This is a genomic window from Streptococcus sp. SM3, from assembly GCF_027497875.1.
Genome location: NZ_JAJNSA010000113.1, coordinates 1 through 7,830, shown reverse-complemented (window position 1 = coordinate 7,830; position 7,830 = coordinate 1). Strand labels below are relative to the sequence as shown.

Below are 7,830 nucleotides of genomic sequence, written 5' to 3'. Positions count from 1 at the left end.
ATAACCGTCCACAAGAAATCGAGTTCCAAGGTAAGACATACGAATTGGTACCAGCAGGTAACTACAAAGTAGGTCAAGTCGATGAACAAGGTCACTGGACAGGAGATGACGCTACAACTGGTAAAGTGATCGAAGGTGATAAGAATGTCACTTACGTCTACAAACTTAAGGAAGATCCAACGAAACCTAAAGAAGGTGATGTTATCATCACTTACGTAGACGAAAAAGGTAAAGAAATCAAGAAACCTCGTCAAGACACACCAAACTCACCATATGACACACCATATAACACAACTGAGGAAGGCGAAAAACCTAATACTATCAAGACTCCAGACGGTAAGACATACAAGATCGTACCGAAAGGTGACTACCCAGTAGGTAAAGTTGATGGCGATGGACACTTGGAATCATCTGATCCAATTAAAGGTAAAGTTGATAAACCACGTTCAATCATCACTTACGTTTACAAAGAAGTGAAGGGTGACGTTTACGTTCACTATAAAGACACTGAAGGTAACACAATTAAGACTTCAGTAGTGGATGAAAAAGATCAACCAGTTGATAAAGACTACGATACAGTAGTAGACAACCGTCCAAATGAAATCCAATACAATGGTAAGACATATGAATTGGTACCAGCAGGTAACTACACTGTAGGTAAAGTTGATGGACAAGGTCACCTTGAGTCATCAGACGCTACAACAGGTAAAGTTATCGAAGGACGTAAAGACGTAACTTACATCTACAAACTTAAAGAAGAGCCAACTCAACCTAAGGGTAATGTATACGTTCATTATGTGGATGAAAATGGTAAGACCATCAAGACATCAGTGGTTGATGAGAAAGATCAACCAGTAGGTAAAGACTACGATACAGTTGTGGATAACCGTCCTAAGACGATCGTAACTCCAGATGGTAAAGTCTATGAATTGGTACCACAAGGTAACTACCCAGTAGGTAAAGTTGATGGACAAGGTCACTTGACGACAACTGACCCAACAACTGGTAAAGTCATCGAAGGTGATAAGAATGTTACTTACGTTTACAAACTTGTGAAGACACCAAACACTCCAGTGCCACCAACTCCAACACCAAATACACCGGTAGATCCAACACCTAATAAACCAATGGATCCAACACCAAACACACCGGTAGATCCAACACCTAATACACCAGTGAACCCAGTTCCTGAGCAACCAGCTCAACCAGCTCCAGCTCTTGAACAACTTCCAAATACTGGTGAAACAGGATCTGTAGCTTCAGCTCTTCTTGGAGCAGTTGCAGGGGTTGCAGGGGTTGCAGCACTTGGACGTCGCAAAAAGGAAGATGAAAAATAATCTTCTATCCTAATTTGATTCGGTCATTTCAGGTATGTGGGAAATGAAAAAGGATCCAAAAAGAGAACCTCCGGGTTCTCTTTTTGTATGCTGTTATTTGTGTTAAAAACTAGTCTTAATTAGTTACTTTTGGGGAAAATTAGTGTATAATAACTCGATATCTAAAATTTAAGGAGCAGGCATGTTTTTTAAACGTTCGAAAGGGGAGTTTCGCGAAACGGAGCGGATCACACGTTTTAAATTGATCAAATCGGGAAAAACTTGGGTGCGGGCGTCCATCTCGCAGCTAGGGCTTTTTCGTGTCTCTCGTACTGATGCGACTGATGAAATCGTGAGACCTTTCGAAACATCTGCTGATCCAGTTCCAGCTCCGATTTCTAAAGGGATTCTTGTGTTGGGGGCTCTTGCTGGGGCAACTACAATTGCTGATCCAGTTTTTGCTGAGGAAAATGAGATGAATGTGGCTCTGGAATCTGAGATCAGTCCAGCGACAGGAGTGGCTGGGCAAGATAGTTTTGTCTTGGGGACGACGTCTATCGCAGATTCTGCGTCAGCTAGTCAATCCATGAGTGAATCTATCTCATTTTCAGAGTCAGCTAGTGAAAGCGACTCTCTGTCTCAATCGGTATCTTTGAGTGAATCTCATGTTGTCAGTGTTTCAGCGATTCTGTCCACTTCAGAAACGGCAAGCCATAGTCTCTCAGAAGATAATTCTATCCACAGGGCTACTTCTGAAACGAGTGAGAAAGAAGCAGTGGCTCAGACAACTCACTCGGAGGAGCAGGTGAAGCGTCTGCAGGTCTTGGCCTTGGATTTATATACCTATCGGGCACAGGCTCTGGAAATCCCTGGGACAGAATCTGCTATTGAAAATGGAGATCTGGCTTTAGAGGCTATTCGTACAGGCTTGTCCAATCCGGCAATCCAAATCGATGCAGTGGAAAGCCAGGCTAAGAGTGCACGCAATCGCTTGGTCAATGCGGTGCTTCGTGCGACATCGGGCCAACGAGATCCGCGGACAGGACGTGCATTAGATGCAGAGAATAGTTTTCGTGCGCCATTTTTCATGAGTGCTCCTGCAAATAATCATGTAATTACGGCCTATAATTCAGATCCTGTTAAGCTGCAGTACATTGTGAGAGAGCGAAATGGTGGGGTTATCCTGACCTATATGGGCTATGCTCCTAACAGCGAGCGGGTTGAAGGTGTATTGGTTCCTAATGCTACCTTGAAATCTCCGTTTGCACCGATGTTGATTGAAGGGAAAGTTGGAGACAAAGAGGTCGTAGAGCCTGGTAAAACATATACGATCACGGTTAGATTTACCAATTCAAACAATCAGTTTATCGATCGCTCTTTCCGAATTAAAGTGTTACCTCAAAATGACGGTATCCGTAACCCAATTAGGCCTGTGACGACAGAGATCTATGTCAATGATACTAGCAATGTAGCAGAGGTTGAAAAAGATAGGATCTGGGAGGCGTTTAAGGCCTCTAATCCCAAAATTGTAAGCTCGAAGGACTTTAAGGAGTATTCTGTCTCTGCATCAGGTGTGGTAACCATTACTTATAAAGATAATACTTCAAATGATGTAACTGTTCCTGTCAAGCGTCTCCCAACGCCGACGGTGACGACGAGACTATTGGAGAAAGCGAATACCCAGACACCTGTAACAGTTACAGGTGCCAGGCCTGGGGCCACGGTCGTTTTGTATAACAACGATGAGGAAATTGGAACGGCTGTAGCCGATGCTTCTGGTCAGGTGATAGTAGTGCCTACAGTGCCCTTGCAGTCAGGTGGAGTGAATGCAAAAGCTCTCATCTTCTACGGTGATCATCCGGTCTATTCGGATGCAAGTAACTTGGTAGCAGTGACGATGGACTCAACAGAATATAGTCAATCTGTCTCGAATTCAGAATCGATGTCGACAAGTCAATTTGAATCACTTAGTGCATCAGAAGCAACTTCAAAGAGTGTTCTTGTATCAGTTTCTACATCCGAACTTGTATCTGTATCAACGTCTGAGTCGGTATCGGTGTTCGAATCAGAATCAGTCTCCGCGTCAGAATCGGTTTCAACGTCAGAGTCAGTTTCAAGTTCTGAATCGGTTTCAACATCTGAGTCAGTTTCAAGTTCTGAATCAGTGTCAGCCTCTGAGTCAGTTTCGACGTCAGAGTCCGTTTCTGTATCTGAATCAGAGTCAACATCAGAATCAGCGTCAACATCTGAATCAGTCTCAGCGTCTGAGTCGGTTTCAACGTCTGAGTCAGTATCTACTTCAGAATCAGTTTCAGCCTCAGAGTCAGTTTCAAGTTCAGAATCGGTGTCGATGTCCGAGTCAGCCTCAACGTCAGAGTCCGTTTCTGTATCTGAATCAGAGTCAACATCTGAATCAGTCTCGACGTCTGAGTCGGTATCAACATCTGAATCAGTCTCGACGTCAGAGTCCGTTTCTGTATCTGAATCAGCGTCAACATCTGAATCAGTCTCGACGTCTGAGTCGGTTTCAGACTCTGAATCAGTGTCAACATCCGAGTCAGCATCGACATCAGAGTCAGTTTCAGCATCTGAATTGGTTTCTACGTCTGAGTCGGTTTCAAGTTCTGAATCAGCTTCAACATCTGAATTGTTTTCTACGTCAGAGTCGGTTTCAAGTTCTGAATCAGCGTCAACATCTGAATCAGTCTCAACGTCTGAGTCAGTTTCAAGTTCTGAATCGGTGTCTACGTCCGAGTCGGTTTCAATTTTTGAATCAGCTTCAACATCTGAATTGTTTTCTACGTCAGAGTCGGTTTCAAGTTCTGAATCAGCGTCAACATCTGAATCAGTCTCAACGTCTGAGTCAGTTTCAAGTTCTGAATCGGTGTCTACGTCCGAGTCGGTTTCAATTTTTGAATCAGTCTCAACGTCCGAATCCGTATCAACATCTGAGTCAGCATCGACCTCTGAATCGGTATCAACGTCCGAGTCAGCGTCAACATCTGAATCAGTTTCAACATCTGAGTCAGTATCGACTTCAGAATCGGTTTCAACATCTGAATCAGTTTCAATGTCAGAGTCAGCGTCAACGTATGAATCGGTATCGACTTCTGAATCAGCATCAACGTTTGGATCGGTATCGACTTCAGAATCGGTTTCAACATCAGAATCAGTTTCAACGTCAGAGTCAGCATCAACGTCTGAATCAGTATCGACTTCTGAATCAGCATCTACCTCAGAATCAGTATCAGCGTCCGAATCAGTATCCACGACTGAGTCATTGTCAAGGTCCGAGTCGGTTTCCACATCCGAATCAGTTTCAGTCTCTGAGTCTGCATCAACGTCCGAATCAGTATCAGTGTCTGAGTCGGTGTCTACGTCTGAATCGGTTTCAGCCTCTGAATCAGTATCTACTTCAGAGTCAGTCTCAACGTCTGAATCAGTATCTACTTCAGAATCAGTGTCAACATCCGAGTCAGCATCCGAGTCAGTCTCAACGTCCGAATCAGTATCAGTGTCTGAGTCATTGTCAAGGTCCGAGTCGGTTTCCACATCCGAATCAGTTTCAGTCTCTGAGTCTGCATCAACGTCCGAATCAGTTTTAAGTTCAGAATCCGTCTCAACGTCCGAATCAGTATCCACTTCTGAATTAGTGTCAACATCTGAGTCGGGGTCAACATCAGACTCGGTGTCAACTTCAGAATCAGTATCAACGTCTGAATCAATCTCGACATCTGAGTCATTGTCAGCATCTGAATCGATTTCTACCTCAGACACAGTCTCAACCTCCGAATCAGTGTCAACGTCTGAGTCAGTCTCAACGTCTGAATTGGTGTCGACATTCGAGTCGGTTTCTGTATCTGAATCTGAATCAGTATCAACATCCGAATCAGTATCAGTCTCAGAATCAGTATCAACATCTGAATCAGTATCGACATCAGAGTCAGTTTCAAGTTCAGAATCTGTATCAGCGTCTGAGTCAGTCTCAACATCCGAATTTGCATCTGCATCTGACTCAGTTTCCACGTCTGACTCAGTATCAGCCTCAGAATCAGTCTCAGTGTCAGAGTCGGCATCTACATCAGAATCTGTATCAATATCTGAGTCAGTCTCGACATCCGAGTCAGTATCGCTTTCAGTTTCGACATCAGTATCTGCATCTGAGTCAGCATCATTGAGTACCTCTGCACCTGAATCAACTTCAACATCAGTAAGTACTTCAGTTTCAGTGAGTCAATCACAATCAGTATCAATATCTGGTAGTGGTTTACAATCAGCTTCTGGTTCAGAATCATTGTCTTCATCAGAATCAGCAAGTGGTTCACAAAAACACAGCCAATCTGTGGCGCTTCCGAATACTGGCGAAACAGGATCTGTGACATTAGCTCTTCTTGGGGTTGTTACAGGGTTAGCTGGAATTGCTGGACTGACCCGACGTAAAAAGAAGGGGAACTGATCTAGTAGGAACTATCATTTTTTCGAGAGGCTGGGACAAAAGTCCCAGTCTCTCAATTGTCTTTGCATTGTCGAGCAAGACGCAGTGGTTGAGTGGGCTCTACTACGCTGATTTCATCAGCTTTTATAGCCCTACTCAACTGTGCGGAGGTGGGACGACGAAATCGAATTCTAACGAATTACCGATTTCTGTCCCACTCTCTTTTTTACTAGTAGAATGAAGTGTTTTTAATTTCTTGCAAAAAATTCGAAAACAAAAACAACAATAAATAAGTTTTTTATAGCAAATTACTTGAATCTACGTAGTATTCCTGTATAATGAATAATGACTACAATGTAAGGGGAATATCATGCAATTTAAGCGTTCAAAAGGAAACTTTCGTGAGACAGATCGTGTCGTACGCTTCAAATTAATTAAATCAGGAAAAAATTGGCTTCGAGCATCAACTGCTGCTCTAGGACTCTTTCGTGTGGTTCGAGGGCAAGTAGAGGAGATGGTCATTGCCGAAGTTCCAGAAGATGGCGGTCGTCTTCATAAGGAGGGCCAGCAGTTATTAAAAGGCTTGGTTGCTGTAGGGACTATATTTGGAGGAGCTGTTGTGGCTACGACGGCTCAAGCAGAAGAAGTGGCATCTCTCGCCCCAACTGTGTCTGAAACGAAACAAGAGACATTGGCAGAAGCAGATAGCGTCATTCTTTCAAAGACATCCTCGCTAGATTCTGCATCTGCTTCTCTATCAACCTCTACAAGTCTTTCTGAAACGGCTAGCCATTCGCTCTCTATGAGTGAATCGACTTCTATTTCCATCAGTGGGCAAGAATCTACCAGTTTGGCAAGCGTTTCTAGTGAATCCACACAAGTTCTAGCTTCAGAATCAGCGGTAGATGAACCAGCAGCTACAGATGAAGCTTCCCTATTGGAACAAAACGCTTCTGAAGCAGAGCTGCTCCAACAAATCGCAGGGAAATACGCTACTCAGATACCTGTGCCTGAGCGTAAGGCAGCTTTGGAAGCAGTTATCAATAAGCTACAATCGGAAGTAACTACTAGCTATCGTTTGATCCATACAAATGCTGGTGCGCAAGCTTATGCCGAGCAACGCGATCGCTTGGGCAAAGCAGTTGATGAGATGATGACCACCTTAACGGCTGCAGGCTTTGTGGGAAATTCCAATATAAATGGGAAACCAGCTATCTCAGCTCAATTGGCTCCAATTAGTGAAGAGGCTAGAAGTAGTGATGAAGATCTATCCATCTCACCCGAGATGGATGATCGCCATGGCGCCAATGTGGTAGATGCGCCACTATCAACCTCGAATGTTGCCAAAGACCCGAACCTAGATAAAAATGCTTTGTTAACTCCAGAAGAGCTTGCAAAGTATTCAAAAGATCACGATTTGAACCGTTATACTTTTGCAATTTGGGAATTTGTTGACCGAAATGAGGAATCCTTGGGCTACTATGCGACACTATCTGTTGATCGTAGCGAAACGACTCCAGATATTCGTGATCCGAAGAATGTTTATTTCCGAATTGTGAAGGAATCAGATGGATCAGAAGTCTTTTCTCAAACATTCCACCCCAACGAGAGATTGAATAGCCCTATACGACTTCCTAAAGAAGTCTTGATTGCCGATTCTCCAGCAGGCAACAACTTTATCTATTCTTTCGGAGACGCAAGTAAACCTCCTTATGTGACCCTACAATCTTTTCCTAGTATTATGGTTCCAGCCAGAAGTGTTATGCTCCGAGATGTCTATGATGTCATGGAACCTTCACGTCAAGGTCAAATATTAAATGAGTTCTTCCAGGTTAAAGTACCAACCATGTGGTCTCAACAGTCTACCTTGTATCGTTTGGTGGATCCAAAGGGTAAATGGCAAAATGGACTGTATCAACCAACTGGTGAAGAAGAGATCCTTGCTGAATACAGGCAATCTGGGATTGAGGGACAACAGTATACGGCTTCAAATGCTCGTGATATTGCAGGTTACGTTCAGGTACCAGTAGTAAGTACTTCTCAAAATGTAACAACAGGAACTTTTGATAATAGTACAGT

Annotated in this window: 5 protein-coding genes and 1 pseudogene; 4 read left to right on the top strand and 2 right to left on the bottom strand. The window is 43.6% G+C overall.

Going from position 1 to position 7,830, the window contains the following annotated elements; genetic code table 11:
* Positions 1 to 1,337, top strand: a 1,337-nt coding sequence (locus PAN06_RS12140; RefSeq protein ID WP_269796434.1) for a MucBP domain-containing protein, incomplete at its 5' end; no start/stop codon positions are given.
* Between the two features lie 181 nt (positions 1,338 to 1,518).
* Positions 1,519 to 2,868 (top strand): annotated as a pseudogene (locus PAN06_RS14425) (KxYKxGKxW signal peptide domain-containing protein); the annotation flags it as partial.
* 35 nt (positions 2,869 to 2,903) lie between these two features.
* Here PAN06_RS14425 and PAN06_RS14420 read toward each other — a convergent pair.
* Positions 2,904 to 3,038, bottom strand: coding sequence for a hypothetical protein (locus tag PAN06_RS14420; RefSeq protein ID WP_269796437.1), 135 nt, complete (start codon positions 3,036 to 3,038; stop codon positions 2,904 to 2,906).
* A gap of 231 nt (positions 3,039 to 3,269) precedes the next feature.
* Positions 3,270 to 5,342: a hypothetical protein gene (locus PAN06_RS14415; protein ID WP_269796436.1), complete on the bottom strand. Its 2,073-nt coding sequence runs from the start codon at positions 5,340 to 5,342 to the stop codon at positions 3,270 to 3,272.
* A gap of 34 nt (positions 5,343 to 5,376) precedes the next feature.
* Between PAN06_RS14415 and PAN06_RS14410 the strand changes: the two genes are divergently transcribed.
* Both PAN06_RS14410 and PAN06_RS12115 read left to right on the top strand, forming a co-directional pair.
* Positions 5,377 to 5,772 carry an LPXTG cell wall anchor domain-containing protein gene (locus tag PAN06_RS14410; RefSeq protein WP_269796435.1) on the top strand — a complete coding sequence of 132 codons (396 nt, stop codon included), beginning with the start codon at positions 5,377 to 5,379 and terminating at the stop codon, positions 5,770 to 5,772.
* Positions 5,773 to 6,121: 349 nt separating this feature from the next.
* Positions 6,122 to 7,830: accessory Sec-dependent serine-rich glycoprotein adhesin (locus PAN06_RS12115; RefSeq protein ID WP_269796433.1), on the top strand; the 1,709-nt coding region annotated here is incomplete at its 3' end.